The sequence below is a fragment of the Cellulosilyticum sp. genome (genome assembly GCF_982396655.1).
Window position 1 is genome coordinate 121,585 of the sequence record NZ_CEVXFV010000002.1, and the last position, 22,619, is coordinate 144,203.

Sequence of the window (22,619 nt, forward strand, 5' to 3'; positions counted from 1 at the left end):
TAATTAAAAATTGATGTTATCCGTGTATGCTGGACTAGTCATATCATCGATATAAACTTCTAATCTACCTGTGCCATGTCCTGTAAGTGTTACAGGTATTGGGAAGTCACCCGCACTCATCTCACCATCTACTACATAAGATGAATTGCCATCTTGAGATGTAAATTTAGCAAGTACACGATAACTCTCTTTACCTTCCATGCCACCTGGTAATGTAATGCCATAAGATATGCTTGTTTCTGTTACTGGTGTTTCTTCAGCTGGTGGTGTATTCGTCTCACCATTGTCAATTGATGGTGTAGGCGTCTGTTCTGGCTCTGGTTCTTTTCCTTTACTGATAACAACAGATATACTTGTACCCTCTTCAACTTCTGAATAAGGTTCAATACTTTGACTAATAATCAGTCCTTCATCTACCTTATCACTATATTCTTCAGATGACTTAGTCACATAAAGCTTGCTGCTTTGTGCTGCTTCTTGTGCTTTATCATATGTTAATTGGACAAAGTTTGGTACTCTTGTTGTTTTTACACTTGAACCAATACTGTATGTTAAAACAACAGTACTACCTTCTTCAACCTCAGTACCTTCATCAATGCTTTGACGAATAATATAATCTTTTTCTACACTATCACTTTCTTCAGGTTCAAAGCGCACTTTAAGATTCATCGCTTTTAATGTGGATTCTGCCACATCACGGCTTAAGCCTTCTACAGAAGGTAACTTCACCATCTTTGTTTCATCTGCGACAGGTGTCTCAGTGGCTTCACTACCTTCTGCTGCTACTTTTACAATGACCGTACTGCGTTTTTTAACCTGTGCATTTTCACCTGGATTTTGTTCGAAAATAATTCCAGGTGCAGCCTCATCTGTCACTTCTTCTTGTACTTCAATTTTAAGTTTTACACTTTTTAAGGTATTTGTAGCTGCTTCTACTGTGCGTCCTTTAACATTAGGTACTGTCACCATATTATTGCTACTTGAAAACGGATTCCATAAAGTAATCGCTAAAATAATCACTACCAGTACAGATAATGTTGCAAGAACTCCTCCGATACTTACAAGTATTTTATATAAATTAGAGACTTCGCCTTCCTCTTCTTCCTCTTTAAAGGTCTGTTTCACCACATCCCCATCTTCATAAATACTGGTTTCATCCACCTCAGCTTTTGATGGTGCTACTGGCATTACTGGTACAACTGGCTTTTCAGATTTTGAAACGAATTCTTCTTGTTCTTTTGCATTACTACGAATAAAAGCAGTTTCTTCTGGTGAAAGTAAGATTGTTTCATCTGAAAAAGTATTTAATTTTACCATGTAACTTGGATCTACAAGTACACGATTCATATCACCTAACATTTCATCTGCATTTTGATAACGTGCATCTTGACGTTTATCCGTTGCTTTTAAAATAATTCCCTCTAGCCCTGGTAAAATACTTGGATTAAATAAAGATGGCTTTGGCATTTCTTCATTAATGTGCTTTAAGGCTATGGAAATATGAGAATCTGCTTCAAAAGGTAATCTTTTTGTTGCCAGTTCAAAAAGAACAATCCCACAAGAATATAAATCACTTGTTTCGTTTACATATTTCCCCTTTGCTTGTTCTGGTGAAAAATAATGTACTGAGCCAATTGCATTATTATTTGCCACAATCGTTGAAGAATCCACTGCTTTAGCAATCCCAAAATCTGTTACCTTTAATACATGATCATTGGTAATTAAAATATTTTGAGGTTTAATATCTCGGTGGATTATCTTTTTGCTATGGGCATGCTTCAGTGCACTTACAATCTGAATCCCTAGTTCTAAAACCTTTTTAGACGAAAAAGGTCCTTCCTCAGCAATAAGTTCCTTTAACGTCTTTCCTTCAATATATTCCATAACAATATAATGAACATCCCTATCACTACCTACATCATAGATTCCTACAATATTAGGGTGTGAGAGGCTAGCCGCAGCAAGGGCTTCTTTCCTAAACTTTGCAACGAATTCATCATCCTTTACAAATTCTTCTCTTAGCTCCTTAATAGCTACATATCGCTGCAATCTATTATCTTTTGCCTTATAGACAATAGACATGCCGCCTGCGCCTATTTTTTCTATAACTTCATAACGCTCTCCTAAGAGAACTCCTGGCATTAGCATTCTTTATTCACCTCGTATTTCTTTGCAATGATAACTGCTATATTATCGATTCCGCCTTTTGTATTCGCTGTGTCAATCAGCTTATTTACAATGTTTTCTATGTCAGTTTCTTCAAGTATAATCTGATGTACTTCTTCATCACTGAGCATGACAGTGAGTCCATCGGAACAAAGTAAAACGTATTCTACCTTATTGATATCATACATCAAAGTATCTACCTTTACCTTTGCATATGTACCAACAGCCCGGGTTATAATGTGTCTTTGTGGATGTTCTTTAATCTCATTTTGTGAAATATACCCTTGTTCCAACATTTCTTGTACCAGAGAATGGTCTGTTGTAGCCTGATAAATTTGCGCATGATTTACTAAATAAAGTCTCGTATCACCTACATGGGCAAGATATAAAATATCATCGATTACTGTCGCCACTGTGAAAGTGGTACCCATTCCTGCATACTCCTCTTTTTCTTTTGCCTTCTCATAAACTGTATGATTGGCATGTCGAATGCCCATTTTCAAAAGAATTGCTACATCTTCTCTTGTTTTTACACCAGTTTGACCATGCGTTCTAATATAGTCACAAAAAGCCTCAATAGCTAGACTACTTGCAGTGCCACCTGCTTTATGACCACCCATCCCATCTGCTACGATATACAAATTTGGTAAAATACCTATAGGTGTATTTGAAACAAAGATACTATCTTCGTTTCTACTCCTCTTTCTACCAATGTCTACTCTGCCAATAGCGTGCATGCTATTCACCTCGCTCTTTCATATATCTACGTCTAAGTTGACCACATGCTGCATCGATATCTGCACCTAATGTTCTACGAAGTGTAGTAGGTACATGATAGCTTTCTAGTATGCGAATAAAGTTCTCAATACTTGACGTCTTACTACTTTCAAAACTTCTTTCTTCAATTTTATTAACAGGAATTAAGTTGACATGACAAAGCATGCCTTTTAGAAGTTTTCCTAAGCTTCTAGCATCTTCTTCTTTGTCATTCTCACCATGAATAAGGGCATATTCAAAAGTAACACGTCGCCCAGTTTTATCAATATAATACTGACAAGCCTCTAATACTTCTTCAATTGTATAACGATAAGCAACTGGCATAATTTGTTTACGCTTCTCATCTGTTGTGGCATGTAAAGATAAAGCCAAGTTAATCTGCATTCCTTTGTCTGCAAGTTCCTTAATCTGAGGCACAAGTCCACATGTTGAGACTGTAATATGACGTTGTCCAATATTTTGACCCATTTCATGATTAATAAGTGTTAAAAAGCGTTCTGTAATTTCAAGATATTCAAGAGGTTCACCGCTTCCCATAATAACAATATTCGAAATACGTTCACCGATATCTTGCTGAATGGCATAGATTTGCCCTACCATTTCACCCGGTGTAAGTGGTCTTACAAGTCCCTCTAAAGTAGAAGCACAGAATTTACATCCCATACGACATCCTACTTGTGAAGAAATACATACCGAATTTCCATGTTTATAACGCATTAAAACACTTTCTATTATATGTGAATCTGGTAGCTCAAACAAGTATTTTATAGTCCCATCTAACTTTGAATGCAATGATTCTACAATACGTAATGGCACTAATGGATAATCTTCATTTAACTTTGTTCTTAAACTAAGTGGTAAATTCTTCATTTCATCATAGCTATTTGCCATTTTTTTATGAAGCCATTCAAAAAGCTGTTTTGCTCTAAACTTACTTTCCCCATAGCTTAAAATAAGTTCTTCTAATTCCTTTAGGTCTTTGCTTCTAATGTCTTTCATCATCTAAATACTCCTCTTTTTTAACCCCGCAATAAAGAATCCATCTGTTCCTGCAAGCTGTGGTAAGATTTGAATCATGCTTCCTTGTCTCACTTCTTTTTGAAGTTTGTTAGGTATAGTATCTACGATTTCATTTAATTCTAAACCAAGCTCCTTTGTCATGAAGTCTACCATTTCTTCGTTTTCTACTTTTGAAATCGTACATGTACTATAGACAAGTGTGCCTTCTGGTTTTAAATATTTTACCGCTTGTGTTAATATAGCACGCTGGATTTGTGCAATATCTTCAATGTCTGTCATTTCTTTATTGTAACGGATATCCGGTTTACGTTTCATAATACCAAGACCTGAACAAGGTGCATCGACTAAAACTCTATCAAATTTGCCAATAAAGTCTTCATTACATACTGTCCCATCTTGAAGTGTTGGTTTAATAATTGTAGCCCCCATACGCTCCGCATTTTTTGCAATAAGCTCTAATTTATGAGGGTGAATATCGCAGCTGATAATCTCACCTTCATTTTTCATAAGCTCTGCCATATGAATAGATTTTCCACCTGGCGCACTACATAAATCTAAAATACGTTCTCCGCTTTGTGGTGCAATTACTTTCCCTACTAGCATAGCACTTTCATCTTGTACAGTCCATAAGCCTTTCTTAAAAGATGACATATTTTGAATGTTATCTACATTTTTAAGATACATAGCTTCTTCTAAAAACTCACCCGGAAGTACTGTTACTCCTTCTTCTTGAAGGCATTTTACAACTTCCTCTTTAGATGCTTTTAAAGTATTTACACGAATGCATACCTGCGCACGTTCATTAAGGGCCTTACAAATCCCTTCTACTTTTTCTGCATCGTAAGCTTTAAGCCATGTTGCAATCATCCACTCTGGAAGTGAATACATCACACTGAAATAATGAAGTGGTTCTTTTTCTTTTGATGGATACTTAATGTTTGCTCTTTCACGATCGATTGTTCGAAGTACACCATTTACAAAGCCTGAAAGCGCCATAAACTTTCTTTTCTTAGCAATTTTTACAGCTTCATTAATAACAGCTGATGCTGGTACCTTATCAAGATGCATGAGCTGATAAACACTCATACGAAAAATCTGTCTAATCAGTGGTTTCATCTTGCGTACTGGTGTTTTTGAAAACTGGTCAATAATATAATCGAGTTGAATCTGATATTTAAGCGTTCCATAAACCACTTCTGTCATAAAACCTTTATCTGGTCCTTGTACATCTTTTAATTCATTTTTTAAAGCAAGTTGTGCATAGCTTTTGTCACGTTCTATTTCAAGGAGCAAGTTTACAATTTGCTCACGTATATTTTTAGTCATAAAAAATTCCTCTCTTACAGATTAAAAGACGCTAAAACAGCGTCTTTTAATCTTTCTTTCTATTACTAGTCATTGTTTCTACTACTAATCATTATTAATCTTAAAAGTGATAAGACTGATGCCATAGCTGCTGCCACATAAGTAAGAGCTGCAGCATCTAATACTTTCTTCGCACCAACAAGTTCATCTGCTGACATAATGCCACTTGCTTCAAGACTTTGAAGTGCACGCTTAGAAGCATTAAACTCTACTGGAAGTGTAACGATAGCAAAAAGTGTAGTTATGGCAAATAAAAGAATACCAATTCCTACTAAAGGTTTTACGCCACCAAGTAATAAACCCACCATTACAAGTGGCACAGAAAGCTGACTTGCAAAGTTTGTCACTGGATAAATGGCATGTCTAAATCTTAAAAAGGCATAATCATTGGCATCCTGAATAGCATGCCCAACTTCATGAGCTGCTACCCCTAAAGCTGCAATAGATGTTTCTCCATAAACAGTTTGTGAAAGGGCAAGTTCTTTATTGATTGGATCATAAAAGTCTGTCATTGAGCCACGTACCGGTTTAATAGGAATAGAGATGTTATTAATGGCAAGGATGCGTCTTGCTGCTTCTTCTCCTGTGTATCCTGATAAGCTTCTTACTTTAGAATATTTCGCAAAAGTTGATTGTACCTTCATACTTGCATATAAAGGGATAATAAGCATAGCAATTGTAATTAAAATGTACATACCATTACTAGAGCCATAATAATACGGATAACCTAACATCCTCTTCACTCCTTATACTATATGCCAAGCACTGTATCGCTTTCAAGGGTATTTCCCTTAATATACTCAGATACTAGCATACGTTTTTTATTCGGCATTTGAATTTCAAGAATACGTAAGCAACTTGTTCCTGTTTGAACAATCATTCCATCCTTATCAACACGTACAATTGTACCTGGCTTCTTATCGGTTGTTTCAGAAATAGGCTCAGCTTGCCATACCTTCATTACATTTCCTTTATAAGAAGTATAACCTGCTGGCCATGGATTTAGACCACGAATCTTTGCATCAATTTTAGATGCTGCTTCTTGCCATTTGATTTCACCTAAGCTCTTATCAATCATGCTTGCATAGGTTGCTTTAGCATCATCTTGTTTTTCACGTTCTTTACCACCAGCTTCGATAAGTGGCAAAGCATCAATAAGTGCTGTCGCTCCTACAATTTTCATCTTATCGTGTAAGCTTGCATAAGTGTCATCTTTTTCAATTGGCATTTCACGTTTAAGAAGCATATCTCCTGTGTCCATACCTTTATCCATATACATAATGGTCACACCTGTTATAGGCTCTTCATCCATAATTGCCCACTGAATAGGTGCAGCCCCTCTGTATTTAGGTAAAAGTGAACCATGGATATTAATACAACCATATTTAGGAATATTTAAGATTGTTTCAGGAAGGATCTGTCCAAATGCTACTACTACTATAATATCTGGGTTTAAAGATAATATGTGGTTATAAAACTCCTCATCCCCTCTAATTTTAACAGGTTGAAGCACTGGTAAATCATGCTTAAGCGCCACTTCTTTAACGGGTGTCACTGTTAAGCTTTTTCCTCTACCTTTTGGTTTATCTGGCTGTGTTACAACAGCACTAATATGATGTCCTTCTGCAATCAATGTTTCAAGTGTTGGTACTGCGAAATCTGGTGTACCCATAAATACTACGTTCATTTAAAAAGCCTCCTTTTATTCGATTAATTAACTTCGAATAAATCACCTTCTACTAAATCAATAAATAATTTACCATTAAGATGATCATTTTCATGAAGCATTGCACGTGCCATAAGCTCTGTACCATCAATCTCAAAAGCATTGCCGTGACGGTCAAATGCACGTAATTTTGCATAATTTGGTCTTCTTACACTACCGTATGTCTTTGGTACGCTCAGACATCCTTCCTCACCAAATTGTTCACCAGATACTTCAATGATTTCTGGGTTGATGAATTCAACTTTCCCTTCCCCAATGTCTACAATAAATACACGTTTTAAAACGCCTACTTGAGGTGCTGCAATCCCTACACCATCTGCCTCATACATTGTTTCGGCCATATCATCTAAAAGTGTCCATAAGCTTTCATCAAATACTTTTACTTCTTTTGATACTTTTCTTAAAAGCTCATCGCTTCCTGTTTCTGTTCTAATTGCTCTAATTGCCATAATAGCCTCCTTATATTCTTTCACATCACATAGATGTTTACTTATAACATTGTTAGGGGATCAATATCCCAACTAATCTTAACATTACCCACTGTTTCTCTTTGATAAAATTTATCTAGACAAAACCTCCCGTAAACTAAAAGGGAACTACGCTCTTCACCAATAATGAGAAGGCGCCATCTATAAACATCCCCTATCTTACTAATCACCGCTACACTTGGTCCTATCACACGAAATTTCATGAGTCCTCGCTCACTATAATGGCGATAATATGCCGTTACTTTATGAGCTGTTTGAATCACCTCATTTTCATTAGGCCCCGTAATGAGGAGTGAAAAAATATGTGTATAGGGTGGGTAACCCATTGTCTTACGATTTAGAAGCTCTTCTTTATAGAATAACTCCTGCTTATTATTTTTAATCACGTCCATGACCATATGTTCAGGGGTATATGTCTGAATAATGACATGTCCTTTCATACTGCCACGTCCTGCTCGTCCCATTGCCTGGGTTAAAAGCTGAAAGGTTCTTTCATTACTTCTAAAATCCTGCATATATAACGACTGGTCCGCTGACAAAATGCCTACCAGTGTCACGCCAGGGAAATCATGGCCTTTTGCAATCATTTGTGTGCCAATAAGAAGATTAAATTCTCTTCGTCTAAAGGCTTCTAGTATTTTTGCGTGACCTTCTTTACCTGTAGTCGTATCTAAATCCATACGTCCTATGCCATACTGATCAAAATGTTCTTTTAAATAAGCTTCTACCTTTTCAGTACCTGTCCCAAAGAAACGAATATACTTAGAACCACACTCAGGGCACACTTCTGGTACCTTTTCAGTCTTCCCGCAATAGTGACATTCTAACGCACCCGTTGACAAATGATAGGTCATTGATACATCACAATGACTACATTTTACCACATGTCCACAACTTCTGCAGTTAATAAATGTAGAATGTCCCCTACGATTAATAAGTAACATGACTTGACCGCCACTTTCAAGTGTCCATTGAACTGCTTCATATAAACGTCTGCTTAAAACACTGTTGTTCCCAGTGGCTAATTCTTGGCGCATATCTACAATTTCCACACTTGGCATTGTTGCACCTGCTATACGCTTTGTAAGCTTTAAAAGTTCATAGTCCCCATTTTCACTATGGTAATAACTTTCCATACTAGGGGTTGCCGTCGCTAAAAGCAGTATACCGCCTTCCATTTCCATCCGTTTTCTTCCAATATCAATGGCATGATACTTAGGTGATGTCTCTGACTTATAGGTGGCCTCATGTGCTTCATCTATTACGATAAGCCCAAGATTTTCAAGCGGCATAAAAATGGCACTACGTGGTCCGATAATAATGGATACTTCACCTTTTTTAGCGCGCATATAGAGTCTTTGACGCTCTTTTGCACCCATACGACTATGACTTAAAGCCACATTGCTTCCAAATCGCTCTCTAAAGCGACTAAGCGTCTGCTGCGTCAGTGCAATCTCAGGTACTAATACTAAGGCATTTTGCCCTCTTTCAATCACATTCTTTATAGCATGAAGAAAAACTTCTGTTTTCCCACTGCCAGTTACACCTTCAAGTAAAACAGTGTGGACTGTATGGGTATGCGATAAGCTTTCTAAATAACTTACAGCATGCGCCTGTTCTTCATTTAACGTTCTAAATGCTTCATAGCGAATAGGTTCTGCCTTATATTCTATCTTTTCTACATATTTTTCAATTATGCCATTTTGAAGCAGCGTTTTAATGGAAGACTTACTCACGCCCGCCACACTTTCTAACACTTTAAGGGGTACTTTCTGCTTTTCCCTTAAATAATCAATAATCTGCTGCTGCTTTAAAAACGTTTTCTTATGGCCATGTGCATTGCAATAGATTTTCACCTTCAAGTCATCATTTGTAAGGGTCACAACTTCCTCGTCTTCTTTCTCCATGGCGATAGGTTCCCCTTTTAGCCCAGGTGGTAAAACAACATCTATCGCTGCTGCATAACTCGTCGCATAATAGCTTACAATAAATTCTACAAGTTCTAGCTGTTTCGAAGATAGAAGCGGCTTTTCATCTATAATCTGCTTTATAGCTTTGATACGAAATTTTGTTTCTTCCCTTGTGTCGCTTAAGGCTAATACATAGCCAACTTGTAAATGATTATGAAATCCAAAAGGCACATAAACTCTTTGCCCTACTTGAATAAAAGGTATCAGGTGCGCAGGAACCTCATAGGTAAACGGTTTATCTATCTCTTCTACTGTTGCAAATTGAATAATAATCTTTGCATAACATGCCGCATCACTTGTCACTGACCTTTCACCTCTTATCTTTTATATCACATATTGAATAAGCCTGCCAACAATTGTATGGCAGACTTATTTAAGTTTTAATTAAACTTCTGTTGACGCAGTAGTCGCATCATTTTGAGCTTCTTCTGTTTCTTCTGTTTCTTCTGTTTCCTCTGGTGCATGGTATTCTTTCATTTTGATTTTACCTGCATAAATTTCATCTACTGCAATAGAAATAGGTTTTTGTTTTTTAAGTAATTCATTAAGTTCTGCTGCTTCTTTTAATTTAGCTGGGTCGATAATTTTTTCACCTGTTTTATCTGCTTCTTTTGTAGCAGCTGCTTGTTCATTAATAATATCAATGATATTTCTAGCTCTTTTAGCTGCTGCAATAACAATTGAATAACGACTTGTAAGTTTAGAGTTTCCTTCCTCATTTAACTTTGTCATAATTTGTGTATAAGATGGTTGTAACATTTTTATTCCTCCTAGTTATTAATAACTCTTTCTATATCAGCCTCGAAGCGAGAACTTCTTAGCTTTTCAGTATAAACAATATGATTAATTTGATCGATAGCATCTGCTAATGTATCGTTAATAACAATATAATCATATTCTTTATACAAAGCTAGCTCTTCTTTTGCACGTCCCATGCGTTTTGCAATGACTTCTTCTGTTTCAGTACCACGTCCGATAAGACGTTTTTCAAGCTCTGTTAAAGAAGGTGGGATAACAAAAATAAAGACAGCATCATCATAAATTTTCTTGATTTGCTGAGCACCTTGTACCTCTATTTCTAGTATAACATCTTTTCCATTTTTTACACCCTCTTCAATAGGTGCTTTTGGTGTACCATAATAATTGCCACAGAAATTCGCATGTTCTAAAAGAGCCTCTTCAGCAATCATATTTTCAAATTCAGCTACTGACTTAAAGTAATAGTGTACACCTTCTTCTTCGCCTTGTCTAGGCATACGTGTTGTGGCTGAAATGGATAACATAAATTGTTCGTTTTTAATGAGCTCTTTTACAATAGTTCCTTTACCTGAACCTGATGGTCCAGATATAACGATTTTTAATCCTTCTTTCATGTTTAACTCCTTTATTCCTTTTGGGTTTCAAGTCTTGTTGCCATAGTTTCTGGTTGCAAAGCTGACAAAATCACCTGGTCATTATCCGTAATAATCACACCTCTTGTCTTGCGCCCTTGGGTCGCATCAATAAGCCTTGCTTCTTCTTTTGCCTGTGCAACTAACCTTTTAATAGGGGCTGAATCTGCTGAAACAATCGCTACAATACGCCTCGTTGCTACAATATTTCCATATCCTATATTAATAAATTGACTCATAGGCTTCACCTACTCAAGATTTTGAACTTGTTCTCTAATTTTTTCAATTTCATTTTTAAGTTCTACTACATTTCTTGTAATTTCATAGTCATTGGCCTTAGAACCCATTGTGTTGACTTCTCGGTTCATCTCTTGCATTAAGAAATCTAATTTACGCCCTACAACGCCTCCCTCATTTAAAATCATACGTAGCTGAGCCGTATGACTTTTAAAACGGGTGATTTCTTCATCAATTGCACATTTGTCTGCAAAAAGTGCTACTTCCATAGCCAGTCTGCTTTGGTCCACACTACTGCCTTCTTCTAAAAGCATCGCGAGTCTATTTTCAAGCTTAGTTTTATAGTTTAAGACAACTTGTGGACTTTGCATCTCAATGCATGCTAAATGTTTTTCTAAAAGTACTGTTTTATTTAAAATATCTGCTTTTAAAGCTTCACCTTCTTTAAGGCGCATACCTAAGAGATCTTTTAGCGCACCTTCTGTGCATCTTAATACTGTACTTTCGATACTTTCTAGGTCACCTGCTTTTTTCTGGATACTCATGATATCATTAATATTCATAAGGTCTTTAAGGGTCAGATTATCTTCTAGCTTCAAAGTATCTCCGAGTTTTCTTAAGCCTTCTATAAACTCTGTTGCAAGTGCCTCATTGACAATGACTTCTAAGTCTTCTTTTGCCATGCTGACATAGCTGATATTGACCTCTATTTTACCCCTTGTCAAACTTGTTTTTAGAAGACTTCTAATCTTATCTTCTATCACACTTAAAGTTTTAGGTAATCTAATATTTAAATCACAGTAACGATGATTAATAGCATTCATCTCTACAATGACTTTTCTTTCATGTTCTTCTATTTCGCATCTACCATAACCGGTCATACTATAAATCATGTTTTTCCCTACTTCCTTCTTTATTTCCAAAGGGATTTTTCCAATAAGGCATACTTGTTGTAGACTTTTGTATTATATTATAACACACCTTCCTTTTATTTTCAAAAAAATTATGCTATACTTTCACCATAATTAAAGGAGGACACAAATTATGGCATTTGACGGCATTGTTCTTGCCACCTTAGTGCAAGAACTTAAAGACACCCTCGTAGGTGGACGAATCGATAAAATTTATCAAATTGAAAAAGATGAACTCTTACTTTCTGTGCGTAATAACAGTAGTGCCTATAAATTACTTTTAACAGCTAATAGCAGCTATCCAAGACTTCACCTTTCAACACTTTCCAAAAACAATGAACTTCAGCCCCCTATGTTTTGCATGATGCTCCGTAAGCATCTAGGGGGTGGACGTATATTAGATATCGTTCAGCCAGACTTTGAACGTATCGTAGAACTTCATATTGAAGCTACTAACGAACTGGGAGATAAAGAAAATAAACGTTTAATCATTGAAATCATGGGACGTCACAGCAATATTATTCTTACCAAAGCTGATGGCACTATTTTAGATAGTATCAAACATATTTCTTTGGATAAAAGTAGCGTACGTGAAGTACTCCCAAATCGTACTTATGTAAGACCTCCAAGTCAAAACAAGCGAAATCCCTTACATGAAAATGTGGCGGATTTCTTAAAGACACTTAAAGAAAAAGAGCTTCCTACTTTTAAAGCCCTTTATATGAGCTATAACGGTTTAAGTCCTGTAGTCAGTCATTCTATCTGTCTAGCTAGCGGTGTATGTGATGACAGTTTAGCAAATACTTTGAGCAATGACGATCTTATGAAACTTTATACCGTATTCCATAATCTCATGGAGAAGCTCCATACTAACAATTTTTCACCTTGCATTTATCTAGATGAGCAAGAACTTCCTATGGACTTTTATACACTGCCACTCAGCATTTATGCACCTTACAAAAAACAAAACTTTGAAACAATCAGTGAGATGCTGGAATACTACTATTTCGAGAAAAACACACGTTTTAATGTTTCTCAAAAAACAGCAGATATTAAAAAACTTGTGCATAACTTCTTAGAACGTAATGTCCGTAAAAAACAAATACAAGAAAAGGCTTTAGATGAGGCAGCTAACAAAGAGCTCTATAAAATTTATGGCGAACTTTTAACGGCTTATGCCCACAGCATTACTGAAGGCAGTGAAAGCTTTACAACTATGAATTACTATGCGGAGCCATATGAAGATATTACAATTCCACTTAACCCGCGCAAAAGTGCTATTCAAAATGCACAAGCTTACTTCAAACTTTACAATAAAGCCAAGCGTACAGAAATTGCAGCTACTGAGCAGCTTGCAATCATTGAAGAAGATATTGCTTATCTTCAATCCGTCCTTCTCTCTCTGGATTTCTTAGAAACAAAAGAAGATATCGCTGAACTTCGTGAAGAGCTTGTAGAAATGGGTTATCTCAAGAAACGTAAAGGCAATAATAAACGTAAGCAAAACAAAAAAACAGTCCCATTTCTTCAATTTAAAGCTTCTTCTGGTCAACTGATTTATGTGGGTAAAAACAATTACCAAAATGATGAACTCACTATGAAGTTTGCTAAAGCTAATGATATGTGGCTCCATATTAAAGCAGGTCCTGGCTCACACGTCATCATTAGAGCTGAAGGCCAAGAAGGTTTCTCAGATGAGACATTACTAGAAGCTGCCACGCTTGCTGCTTACTATAGTAGTGGCAAACAATCTAGCCAAGTTCCTATTGACTATACTTTAAAGAAATTTGTCAAAAAGGTACCCGGCGCAAAACCAGGTATGGTCATTTATACACAATTTAAAACATTATATGTAACACCAACTGAAAGCTTTATTAAAAAGCTCACTCTAGAAGAAAAAAAATAGAAAAATAGGTTGTTACAAAGCAATAACACTGCTTTGTAACAACCTGTTTTTCTTATTAAACTATTCTCCTCTCTCATGAGATCTTTTACTTCTTATGGACAACTTTCCTGATTTTATTTTATTATATGATTTTATTTTTTTATCTTCATTCATTTTACACATTTTTATTATAAATATATATGAAATAATAAATTTTATTAAAACATATAGAAAAATTTGATTTATATTCTTTTTTATGTTAAATTTATTATAGGAATATATTATTGTAAACAGCCTAAAAGCTTATTAAAACGTAATTTATTAAATAAGGAGAGGTGATTGAATGCAAGAAAACAAAAACTTAGAAAACATGGAACTGTTAGAAAAACTGTCTCATTTATGCGAAATGAATAATTTAATTGACCCTGAACTTTTTGCTAAATATTCTGTAAAAAGAGGTCTGAGAGATTTAGATGGTCGCGGTGTACTTGTCGGCCTCACAGAAATTGGCGAAGTTCATTCTTATATTATGGATGAAGGCGAAATCATCCCTGTTCCCGGAAGACTTAGCTACCGTGGCATCAATATTGCCGATATTACGCAAGGCTATTTACAAGATAAACGTTTTGGATTTGAAGAAACAACTTACCTTCTTCTCTTTGGCAAGTTGCCTACGGAAAAAGAACTTGCTGAATTTGAGACCCTTTTAGGTAGTTATCGCAAACTCCCTGATAACTTTGTAAACGATATGATTTTAAATGCTCCTAGTAAGGATATTATGAATTCTATTGCACGTAGTGTGCTAGCCCTCTATAGCTTTGATGAGAAAGCTGATGATATTTCACTTCCTAACGTTCTTAGGCAATGTATTTCTCTTATAGGGTGTTTTCCAACCTTAGCTGTCTATGGCTATCAAGCCCATGCCCATTATCATCAAAATCAAAGTCTCTTTATCCATCCACCACGCCCTGACCTTAGTACAGCAGAAAACATCTTATATATGTTACGACCTGATAGTAAATATACGAAATTAGAAGCAACACTTTTGGATTTAGCACTTATTTTACATGCTGAACATGGTGGCGGTAACAACTCATCTTTCACAACCCACCTTGTCACTTCATCTGGTACAGATACTTACTCTGTTATTGCTGCTGCCCTAGGTTCTTTAAAGGGACCTCGTCATGGTGGCGCTAATATTAAGGTTGTAAAGATGCTAGCAGATATGAAAGAAAAAATCAGCGATTGGTCTGATGATGCTGAAATTGAAAATTACCTAAGCTTAATTCTTAATAAGCAAGCCTTTGATAAATCTGGTCTTATCTATGGTATCGGTCATGCTGTTTATTCAATTTCTGACCCACGTGCAGCTATCTTAAAAACTTATGCAGAAAAGCTTGCTCATGAAAAAGGATTAGAGGATGAGTTTAACTTCTATGCTAAAATTGAAGAACTGGCACCAAAGGTAATTGGTAAAGTACGCAAAATGTATAAAGGCGTAAGTGCCAATGTAGACTTCTACTCAGGCTTTGTGTACTCTATGCTTAACTTACCACTTGAACTTTATACACCAATCTTTGCAATTGCCCGTATCTCCGGTTGGAGTGCTCACCGCCTTGAAGAACTCGTAAACAAAGGTAAAATTATTCGTCCAGCCTATAAGAGCGTGGCACCACTGGCGCCTTATATTCCTCTTCCACTACGTGATGATAACTTAGATACAACTGCCGAAGACGCATTATAAAAAATACAAATAACATAACATCTATATTAAAAAACCTTTAAAAATAGATTTTTACTTTCTATTTTTAAAGGTTTTTACATTTCTCATATTATTATAAATTACTTTCAATCCAACTATAAATATCTTGGTATACTTCTTTATAGTCCAAATCATTTAATATCTCATGACGACTTTCTGGATATAACTTTAATTGCGCCTTCGAAATTCCAAGCGCTTTATATGTATTATATATTTGTGTCACGCCTTTGCCATTATTGCCCACAGGATCTTTATCTCCTGACACAAAAAATATCGGTAAATCTTTTGGTATTTTATTAATATTAGACTTTTTATTGATAAATGAAAAGGTATCAAAAATTGTTTTAAATCCATTTATCGTAAATGAAAATGTACAATATGGGTCACGCATGTAGGCATCTACTGCTTTTTCATTTCGAGAAACCCAATCATTTGGCGTACGATTAGGTGCAAACTTTCTATTATAGCCCCCTAATATAACCTCATTAACAAACTTACTACGATAATCAGTCCCTTTTAAAACCTTTAATGTGGCATATACTATATTTCCCGCGGCAAGTGCAACCTTTGACTGATGTCCAGTTCCCATAATAAGTGCACCATTTATTGCTTCGCCATATGTCATTAAATAACGTCTAATCATGAAAGAACCCATGCTATGCCCTAATACAAAATAAGGTACATTGGGATACTCTTGTTTCATCTTTTTAGTGACTTCATACAAATCATCTACAACTGTTTTACTGCCATCTTCTGCGTCAAAATAACCTAATTCTGATTCACATTTCACTGTCTTTCCATGACCTAAATGGTCATTGCCAACTACTAAAATATTTTTACTTACTAAAAACTTAGCGAAATCATCATAACGCCCAATATGTTCAATCATTCCATGAGAAATCTGTAAAATCCCCTTTACTTCTTCCGGGCGCCAGACCATAGTATGCAATTTATTTTTTCCATTAGTAGATGATATATAATATGTCTCTCTTGTCATCTTCTTCCTCCGCTTAAACATGCTTCATACTTTTTAGCTTTCTACTACTTGTATACCTCCAATAATAATATTAATCATTTCTTCTAAGGCTTCCTCATAGCTTACTTGATACTCTATAAGGACTGGATTCATTAAAAATTGTTCAATTGTTGCTTGTACCATCACCTTTAATACAGGAATACAAATAGGTCTAATCTTATTTTCTGCAATACCTTGCTCAATCAGTGCAATAGTACCGTTCCAATCTGTTTCAAGACGTCTTTTGATTTCCTTATAAGCCTTTGGAAACTTTTCTTTACCTGCATATATTTTTCGCCAATCAATATGGCTATAGCGCTCTGGTAAAACAATTAAAATAGATTTAACTTTTTCTACAATGTCTAACTCTTCATCTGCTAGAATACTTGCTTCACCTGCCTTGATCATATCAAAGCAATAATCAACGGTTTCTATAAATAAAATTTCTTTATCTTTAAATACCTTATATATTGTTTTTTTACTCATAGTAAGTCGTTTTGCCAAATCATCCATTGTAAACTTTACGCCTTTTTCATTAAATTCATCAATTGTTGCTTCCATAATTCTTTCTTTTAATGTCATGTGTAAATCCCTCCATATAGACTTATTGATATAAGGAAAAACAAAATACTTCTTTATTATTTCTATTCTAGCATTATATTTATGTTAATTCAATTTATTTCACTTCTTCCATTATATAAAGCCTTGAACTGAAATCTTGAAACAATCTAATCTCTGTATCATATCCAGTACTAGCAAAACCTTGTTTTAACTTAACACCCATATAATTTAACATGCTACCAGACATGACATAGTCTTCTGTTTCTCCCTCCATCTTTACCACTTTTGCAACAATGTGATGCACAAGTGAATCTTGTTTAATATGAATAGGTGACACTGCATTAATCAAATCCCCAAAGGTTTTGAGATTATATTTTAACTGACGATTTGTAAAATGATAAGTTTTATTGTCATCTAATCCTTTGGTTTTAAACTTACCATAATAACTATTTGGCATCACTTGTGTTTGCAAATACATGCCTAGTGCTGTCTTTTGGTCCGCTGAAACACTCATCCATTTATAACATCCTTTAGTATAATCCGTATCTTCGCCATTTTGTATACGGTAATAAGTTCCAAACTGAAGTACACTGCGATATTTTTTGTAAAGTTCAATTTGTGCCCTCACTGCCTCTTTTTCTTCACTATTCAATTCTCCTATATGACATTCATAACCTAAAATACCAAAGGCCGCTACATTAAAACGTGTTTCAAGAGGCGTGCTGCGTAATGTCTGGTGATTTGGGCATCCTGATACATGTGCGCCTATAACAGACATAGGATAACCATAGCTATACCCCGTTTGAATCTTCGCCCTACAAACTCCATCTGTATTATCACTTGCCCATATTTGCGGCATATAACAAAGCATACCTAGGTCAAAGCGATTGCCCCCAGCTGCACAACCTTCAAATAAGATATGTGGAAATCTTTGTGTTAGCGCCTCTAATATATGGTAAAGCCCTACTGCATAACGATGACAAAATTCTCCTTGCTGATTCGGTCCTAAACTGGCTGAATAATAATCCGAAAAAATACGATTCATATCCCACTTCACATAAGTAATATTGGCGCTTTCAAATACTTTAGACATCGATGTAATAATATACTCTTGCACTACCTCTTGTGTTAAATCTAAAAGCATTTGGTTTCGCCCTTCGGAATGAGGCTTCCCAGGAATTCTAACAGCCCACTCTGGATGCTGCATATAGCATTTGCTTTTTTCACTAATCATCTCTGGCTCTACCCAAATCCCAAATGCCATATCCAATGCATTGATTTTGTCACATAGCCCCTTAAGCCCTTTTGGTAATTTTTTTGTATTAACCTCCCAATCGCCCAAAGAAGTGGTATCATCATTTCTTTCTCCAAACCAGCCATCATCCATAACAAAAAGCTCAATGCCTACTTCTTTTGCTGCCTTTGCCATCTTAACGAGTTTACCTTCATCAAAGTTGAAATACGCAGCTTCCCAACTGTTAATGAGAATTGGGCGCTCTTTATACTGCCAAGCCCCACGTACAATGTGTTTTCTAACAAAGGCATGCATATTCTGACTCATGCCATTATAGCCCTTATTTGAAAAGCTCATCACTGCCTCAGGTGCTTCAAAGCATTCTCCCGACTTTATCTCATACGAAAAGCCTTGCGGATTAATCCCACTTACAAATCGCAATTTGCCAAAGCTATTGGTCTCTACACTACTATAATGGTTACCACTATAAATCAGATTTAGGCCATAACATTCGCCGAAGTCTTCTGATGCTTCCAAACTGCTAATCATTACAAACGGATTACTCCGACTACTTGATGTCCCTGTCATGGCGCTATTTACAATTTTACCTTGATGGCATAAATGATTATAACGATTCATCTCTCTCGCCCACGCCCCACAGAAATTCGTGAACTGATATTCATTATGATCAAAGTCTAACTGGGTACTCATTAAACGCAGTAGTTGTAACTTTTCATCACTTTCATTAATCAGCTTACTGCTTCTTGTAATCACGTCACACTTTTCATAAACACTATAACAAAGTACAAGCTTTAAGTCTTCATTGACATCCCTTAGGATAATTTCTAGACTCATCACCTCATCTTCATTCCCATAAGAAGAAGGCAGTGTGTTAAAAGCTTTTTTCCCTTTATAAATAGAGGCGCTTTCATACAAGAAGTCACTACTTCTACTGCCATCTGCATATATAATTTCTATAAAAGGCTCTCTAATATCCCCTTTGCCAAAAGAAGACATTTCCAGGCAATAATCCTCTAAACCAAGCCAAGGGTACTCTTTCGAGTACCCAATTAAATTGCCTGCATTAAAATGATGCTTTTCACTCACGCCACTGGCATCAGCCAACATATTTACTTTTTGCCCATAATAAAGATGTTCTAGATGCCCCGATGGTAATATTTGAAAGCAATAGGTTGTGCCTTTTGTTTCTAGTATAAATAAATTGCCTTCTTGTCTAATCATTTATTTCAACTCCTTGTTTTAAGTCCCTTGTAATTTGTGTAAGCATTGCTTCATCTAACTTATATTTTTTAACAAAGAAAATAATAGATGCACTAAGTCCTAACATTGGTACAATAATCATTAAGATGCGAAGTCCTAGCAAAGTCTGTGGACTTTGTACTACTGCATCTTTGTTAAGCCCAATAATATCTAGCCCAATCCCTGCAATAAAAACAGAAATTGCAGAAGCAAGTTTTACAACAAATGTTTGAAGCGAAAAAATAACACTTTCATTTCTTTGCTGATGTTTCCACTCCCCATAATCTACTGTATCTGCAAGGAATATGGTTGTTAATACGGTTGCAAGGCCAAACCCTAAGAAAATAATAACAGCTGCACCACAAAGCAGTACGATATTGGTTACATTCAATGAACCTAATACAAATAACAAGGTATATCCCACTAAGGTAGCACCAATGGCACCTACTAGTATTTTCTTACACCCATAACGTTTACGGAGTATAGGAAGCGTCATCATCGCTAAAATTTGCGCAAGTCCCCCTACCGTTCCAAACACACCATAAAGCCCAACATTTCCTATATCGTATTTAAAGAAATAAATAGCTAACTGTTGGGTTAAATAAAGCGATGCATTAAACATAATAATACTTACAACAATAATTAAAGCTTGGTCATTATGTATTAAAGAAGAAAACATCTCTCTCACTGTCACACTTTTTTTATGAATCACTTGCTTTTCTTTCACATTAAATACTGTCACACTTATGGAAATCACAAAGAATACTGCCACAATTGCCGCAAAAATAGCAAAGCCTAAACGTTCATTTTGTTTGCCTAAAAGTGGTACCAACACCATCGTAAGTGCTGTTGGAATAGCATATCCTAGACCTGCACAACTTCTTGCTATCACGGACATATTTTCACGGTCCCCGCCAGACTCAGTAATAGCAGGAATCATTGACCAGTATGGAATATCCATGATTGTATAGGTCATGCCCCATAAAATATATGCAGCCGAAGTATATAGTAAAAGCCCACTGCCTGTTAAACTTTCTGGAACGGCATACATAGCATATAAAATCACAGCATTTAAAATTGTGCCGATAAAAAGCCACGGCCTAAACTTGCCAAACCTGGTATGCGTCTTTTCAACTAAAATCCCCATTACTGGGTCATTAATCGCATCAAAAATCCTAGCTGCCATAAAAAGTACACCAATAAAAGTAGCGCTTATGCCAAGAACTGTATTATAATAATACATTAAAAATCCTGATACAAATGCATACACCATATCTTTTCCTACTGCCCCAGTCCCATAAGCAGCTTTTTCCCTTATTGATAATCCTGCCATACCTTCACCCCTGTTCATTATTGTAAACTTGTTTGCTAGTACATTCTTACATCTTATGCTTTTTTATTTTGCATCGCTAGTTCCACTACCTTATAGGCCCCATCATAAATACCTACTGCTTTATTCATTACAATATTATTACACATACTATTTAAAAGCTGATGATCCGTTAAGAACAAATCTAGCATTTGCAATGTATAGTCAATGCTTTCACATTCAATTGTACCATCGCCAATCTCTGCCGCATGAATAGCGCCCCACATCTCATGCCCACCTACACGTTTAATGAAAAGTTTCGGAATTGGATAAAAAGCAAGTTCACTTGGCTTAGTCACTAATACATCGGTGCTTCGCATTAAAAGGTTAGTTGCATAGACTGCTTCAAAAATATTTTCATGATAAAAGCTATGAATACCCTCTACTCCTCCTGTTAGAGCAGTTTCTGCAAAAGTTTTTGTTTCCATCCAGTTATTAAAATGCGCTGTAGTTTGCGCTTTTAATTCTTTTATTTCGTCACATAACTCATCCCATACATTTTTGTAATCACCTACATTTACATAAAGGGCTGCTTTCTTTGCTTTAATGGCTGGCATTAGGTGTTTAATAATAGCCGCAAAAACTTCTTTTTGTGCACCTGCACCGCCAATTGTTAACAAGAAACGCATCGGTTTATTATTTTGCATACGTTCTACTCTTGCCTTGCAATCTACTTCAATATTACTTACAAGTTCATGGTCAATATAATGCCCCGTATAAGTAATATCCTCTGCTGCCATCGGTTTTAACACCTTATCTTTATCCATGCCGTGTAAGGTACGATACCCTAAATAAGAAGAATAAGTTTGTACAGTATGGATACTACCTTCTGCTAAATGAAGTGCCATTGGCCAGTTATCCGGAATGGCATTCACTACCTGTTTCATCCCTGCATGAAGCGCTGCTTGTGCTGGCCATACGTGAGTTGCAATGACCGGCATCTCCTTAGGTACATTTTTAAATACACTTGTCATAAGCTCTGCATTCTTTTGATCTGCGGCATTGTATGATAACTTTCTAAAACCTTCATAGTTCATTGGTTCCCATACAAAACGGTTAAACAACTTACTTTTTGCCGAAAGTCTTGAGCCCATAGAATATAAATTATTTTGTGCATTAATCACTTTCCCACCGGTTGTTTCTTTATAGCTATTTAAATCCATCCAGTACGGTACATACCCCATAGCATGTGCCGCTGAAGCAATAGCCATAGAAATGCGATAATGACCAAAGCCCATTCGAATATTACCAACAATAACACCTTTTTCCATGTCAAATGGTACTTTTGCATCCTCTGAGGCAATCTCAATATTTTTAACGCCCAATATGTCTCCTATGTAGGGGTTTGTTGTAATTGCTAGTGGATATTTCACATCACTGTCATCCCCAAATTTTTTCATATATTTTGCTTTTGATTTCTCAGCTTTTTTCACCACATGCTGCGGCATTTGATTTCCAAAAATCACTTTTGATTTTGCCATA

General features: G+C 36.0%; 19 protein-coding genes. 2 read left to right on the forward strand and 17 right to left on the reverse strand.

What is annotated here, in order from left to right:
* Nucleotides 1-3: 3 nt before the first annotated feature.
* The 12 genes from pknB to AC1VAQ_RS01715 all read right to left on the reverse strand — a co-directional run bounded on the left by pknB (nt 4) and on the right by AC1VAQ_RS01715 (nt 12,033).
* Complete coding sequence (gene pknB / locus AC1VAQ_RS01660) at nt 4-2,148, reverse strand: Stk1 family PASTA domain-containing Ser/Thr kinase (protein WP_302598195.1); 2,145 nt, start codon at nt 2,146-2,148, stop codon at nt 4-6.
* Nucleotides 2,142-2,903, reverse strand: a complete 762-nt coding sequence (locus AC1VAQ_RS01665) for a Stp1/IreP family PP2C-type Ser/Thr phosphatase (protein ID WP_302598196.1) — start codon at nt 2,901-2,903, stop codon at nt 2,142-2,144. Before AC1VAQ_RS01665 ends, pknB begins: the two co-directional genes overlap by 7 nt.
* Nucleotide 2,904: 1 nt before the next feature.
* Nucleotides 2,905-3,942: a dual-specificity RNA methyltransferase RlmN gene (rlmN, locus tag AC1VAQ_RS01670; protein WP_302598219.1), complete on the reverse strand. Its 1,038-nt coding sequence runs from the start codon at nt 3,940-3,942 to the stop codon at nt 2,905-2,907.
* 3 nt (nt 3,943-3,945) lie between these two features.
* On the reverse strand, nt 3,946-5,289 hold the full coding sequence (gene rsmB, locus AC1VAQ_RS01675) for a 16S rRNA (cytosine(967)-C(5))-methyltransferase RsmB (RefSeq protein ID WP_479903419.1): 1,344 nt from the start codon (nt 5,287-5,289) through the stop codon (nt 3,946-3,948).
* 65 nt (nt 5,290-5,354) lie between these two features.
* On the reverse strand, nt 5,355-6,062 hold the full coding sequence (locus tag AC1VAQ_RS01680) for a zinc metallopeptidase (protein WP_302598199.1): 708 nt from the start codon (nt 6,060-6,062) through the stop codon (nt 5,355-5,357).
* A gap of 17 nt (nt 6,063-6,079) precedes the next feature.
* Nucleotides 6,080-7,015: a methionyl-tRNA formyltransferase gene (gene fmt, locus AC1VAQ_RS01685; protein ID WP_302598200.1), complete on the reverse strand. Its 936-nt coding sequence runs from the start codon at nt 7,013-7,015 to the stop codon at nt 6,080-6,082.
* A gap of 23 nt (nt 7,016-7,038) precedes the next feature.
* A complete protein-coding gene (gene def / locus AC1VAQ_RS01690) occupies nt 7,039-7,503 on the reverse strand; it encodes a peptide deformylase (RefSeq protein WP_302598201.1) in 465 nt (154 codons plus the stop codon).
* A gap of 41 nt (nt 7,504-7,544) precedes the next feature.
* Nucleotides 7,545-9,815 carry a replication restart helicase PriA gene (priA, locus tag AC1VAQ_RS01695; protein ID WP_302598202.1) on the reverse strand — a complete coding sequence of 757 codons (2,271 nt, stop codon included), beginning with the start codon at nt 9,813-9,815 and terminating at the stop codon, nt 7,545-7,547.
* An 81-nt stretch (nt 9,816-9,896) separates the two neighbouring features.
* Nucleotides 9,897-10,271 carry a DNA-directed RNA polymerase subunit omega gene (gene rpoZ / locus AC1VAQ_RS01700; protein WP_479903420.1) on the reverse strand — a complete coding sequence of 125 codons (375 nt, stop codon included), beginning with the start codon at nt 10,269-10,271 and terminating at the stop codon, nt 9,897-9,899.
* A gap of 11 nt (nt 10,272-10,282) precedes the next feature.
* Nucleotides 10,283-10,885 (reverse strand): guanylate kinase, encoded by a 603-nt coding sequence (gene gmk / locus AC1VAQ_RS01705; RefSeq protein WP_302598205.1) that lies wholly within the window; start codon nt 10,883-10,885, stop codon nt 10,283-10,285.
* 11 nt (nt 10,886-10,896) lie between these two features.
* Nucleotides 10,897-11,142: a DUF370 domain-containing protein gene (locus AC1VAQ_RS01710; protein WP_302598206.1), complete on the reverse strand. Its 246-nt coding sequence runs from the start codon at nt 11,140-11,142 to the stop codon at nt 10,897-10,899.
* A gap of 9 nt (nt 11,143-11,151) precedes the next feature.
* A complete protein-coding gene (locus tag AC1VAQ_RS01715) occupies nt 11,152-12,033 on the reverse strand; it encodes a YicC/YloC family endoribonuclease (RefSeq protein WP_479903421.1) in 882 nt (293 codons plus the stop codon).
* 151 nt (nt 12,034-12,184) lie between these two features.
* Between AC1VAQ_RS01715 and AC1VAQ_RS01720 the strand changes: the two genes are divergently transcribed.
* A complete protein-coding gene (locus AC1VAQ_RS01720; RefSeq protein ID WP_302598209.1) occupies nt 12,185-13,957 on the forward strand; it encodes an Rqc2 family fibronectin-binding protein in 1,773 nt (590 codons plus the stop codon).
* Between the two features lie 322 nt (nt 13,958-14,279).
* Nucleotides 14,280-15,680, forward strand: a complete 1,401-nt coding sequence (locus AC1VAQ_RS01725) for a citrate/2-methylcitrate synthase (RefSeq protein ID WP_302598210.1) — start codon at nt 14,280-14,282, stop codon at nt 15,678-15,680.
* A gap of 91 nt (nt 15,681-15,771) precedes the next feature.
* On the opposite strand, the gene AC1VAQ_RS01730 is transcribed toward AC1VAQ_RS01725, so the two are convergent.
* The 5 genes from AC1VAQ_RS01730 to AC1VAQ_RS01750 form a co-directional block, all read right to left on the reverse strand.
* Complete coding sequence (locus AC1VAQ_RS01730) at nt 15,772-16,695, reverse strand: alpha/beta fold hydrolase (RefSeq protein WP_302598211.1); 924 nt, start codon at nt 16,693-16,695, stop codon at nt 15,772-15,774.
* 33 nt (nt 16,696-16,728) lie between these two features.
* Nucleotides 16,729-17,295, reverse strand: a complete 567-nt coding sequence (locus tag AC1VAQ_RS01735; RefSeq protein WP_302598212.1) for a TetR/AcrR family transcriptional regulator — start codon at nt 17,293-17,295, stop codon at nt 16,729-16,731.
* Between the two features lie 94 nt (nt 17,296-17,389).
* On the reverse strand, nt 17,390-19,750 hold the full coding sequence (locus tag AC1VAQ_RS01740; protein ID WP_302598213.1) for an alpha-galactosidase: 2,361 nt from the start codon (nt 19,748-19,750) through the stop codon (nt 17,390-17,392).
* Nucleotides 19,743-21,101 (reverse strand): glycoside-pentoside-hexuronide (GPH):cation symporter, encoded by a 1,359-nt coding sequence (locus tag AC1VAQ_RS01745; RefSeq protein ID WP_302598215.1) that lies wholly within the window; start codon nt 21,099-21,101, stop codon nt 19,743-19,745. The genes AC1VAQ_RS01740 and AC1VAQ_RS01745 overlap by 8 nt, the downstream gene beginning before the upstream one ends.
* 53 nt (nt 21,102-21,154) lie before the next feature.
* Nucleotides 21,155-22,618 (reverse strand): DUF6937 domain-containing protein, encoded by a 1,464-nt coding sequence (locus tag AC1VAQ_RS01750; RefSeq protein WP_302598216.1) that lies wholly within the window; start codon nt 22,616-22,618, stop codon nt 21,155-21,157.
* Nucleotide 22,619: the final 1 nt, after the last annotated feature.

Bases quoted from the DNA above. Each gene is read 5' to 3' on its own strand.
- pknB (WP_302598195.1), bottom strand. From the start codon at position 2,148: ATGCTAATGCCAGGAGTTCTCTTAGGAGAGCGTTATGAAGTTATAGAA.
- AC1VAQ_RS01665 (WP_302598196.1), bottom strand. From the start codon at position 2,903: ATGCACGCTATTGGCAGAGTAGACATTGGTAGAAAGAGGAGTAGAAAC.
- rlmN (WP_302598219.1), bottom strand. From the start codon at position 3,942: ATGAAAGACATTAGAAGCAAAGACCTAAAGGAATTAGAAGAACTTATT.
- rsmB (WP_479903419.1), bottom strand. From the start codon at position 5,289: ATGACTAAAAATATACGTGAGCAAATTGTAAACTTGCTCCTTGAAATA.
- AC1VAQ_RS01680 (WP_302598199.1), bottom strand. From the start codon at position 6,062: ATGTTAGGTTATCCGTATTATTATGGCTCTAGTAATGGTATGTACATT.
- fmt (WP_302598200.1), bottom strand. From the start codon at position 7,015: ATGAACGTAGTATTTATGGGTACACCAGATTTCGCAGTACCAACACTT.
- def (WP_302598201.1), bottom strand. From the start codon at position 7,503: ATGGCAATTAGAGCAATTAGAACAGAAACAGGAAGCGATGAGCTTTTA.
- rpoZ (WP_479903420.1), bottom strand. From the start codon at position 10,271: ATGTTACAACCATCTTATACACAAATTATGACAAAGTTAAATGAGGAA.
- gmk (WP_302598205.1), bottom strand. From the start codon at position 10,885: ATGAAAGAAGGATTAAAAATCGTTATATCTGGACCATCAGGTTCAGGT.
- AC1VAQ_RS01710 (WP_302598206.1), bottom strand. From the start codon at position 11,142: ATGAGTCAATTTATTAATATAGGATATGGAAATATTGTAGCAACGAGG.
- AC1VAQ_RS01715 (WP_479903421.1), bottom strand. From the start codon at position 12,033: ATGATTTATAGTATGACCGGTTATGGTAGATGCGAAATAGAAGAACAT.
- AC1VAQ_RS01720 (WP_302598209.1), top strand. From the start codon at position 12,185: ATGGCATTTGACGGCATTGTTCTTGCCACCTTAGTGCAAGAACTTAAA.
- AC1VAQ_RS01725 (WP_302598210.1), top strand. From the start codon at position 14,280: ATGCAAGAAAACAAAAACTTAGAAAACATGGAACTGTTAGAAAAACTG.
- AC1VAQ_RS01730 (WP_302598211.1), bottom strand. From the start codon at position 16,695: ATGACAAGAGAGACATATTATATATCATCTACTAATGGAAAAAATAAA.
- AC1VAQ_RS01735 (WP_302598212.1), bottom strand. From the start codon at position 17,295: ATGACATTAAAAGAAAGAATTATGGAAGCAACAATTGATGAATTTAAT.
- AC1VAQ_RS01740 (WP_302598213.1), bottom strand. From the start codon at position 19,750: ATGATTAGACAAGAAGGCAATTTATTTATACTAGAAACAAAAGGCACA.
- AC1VAQ_RS01745 (WP_302598215.1), bottom strand. From the start codon at position 21,101: ATGGCAGGATTATCAATAAGGGAAAAAGCTGCTTATGGGACTGGGGCA.
- AC1VAQ_RS01750 (WP_302598216.1), bottom strand. From the start codon at position 22,618: ATGGCAAAATCAAAAGTGATTTTTGGAAATCAAATGCCGCAGCATGTG.